Genomic DNA, 459 nt, shown 5'->3' with positions numbered 1-459 from the left:
AAACGATTGATGCCATGTGTTCTACCCGCTGCACCAGGAACTTTTTCAGGAATATTTCCATCATCGCCCTGCATTGCAGGCGGCAAGCTAATGCCTACATAATCTTTTGCTTTACCGGTATCTTTTTTATTGTTGTCTGGCAAAGCAGGCATTTTAAAACCCATGCCCACAACTAATTTTATCTTTTCTTCTGTAGTCATTTTTGCAACAAGGTCTTTGGCTTTGTAGCTTACAGTTGTTTGCGAAAATGCAATTACAGGAATTGCGATAGCAGCTAATAAGACAATTTTTTTCATACAGGCAATTTTCATAGTGTAAAGATTGTACCTGTTTTTCGAATTTTCATTTGATAATTATCAAAAAAATTACAGGCTACTGCGAATACGACTGAGTGTTTCTTGTGTAATGCCTAAAAAAGAGGCGATATAAGAAAGGGGAACTCTCTGAATTATGGATGGA

General features: G+C 37.0%; 1 protein-coding gene. It reads right to left on the bottom strand.

The window, feature by feature from the left end; genetic code table 11:
• Positions 1-296, bottom strand: a 296-nt coding sequence (locus tag E3E36_RS11880; RefSeq protein WP_167895581.1) for a hypothetical protein, incomplete at its 3' end; no start/stop codon positions are given.
• Between the last annotated feature and the right edge of the window lie 163 nt (positions 297-459).

Source organism: Thermococcus sp. M36, from assembly GCF_012027355.1.
Lineage (GTDB): Archaea > Methanobacteriota_B > Thermococci > Thermococcales > Thermococcaceae > Thermococcus.
This window is presented reverse-complemented; position numbering and strand designations above follow the sequence as displayed.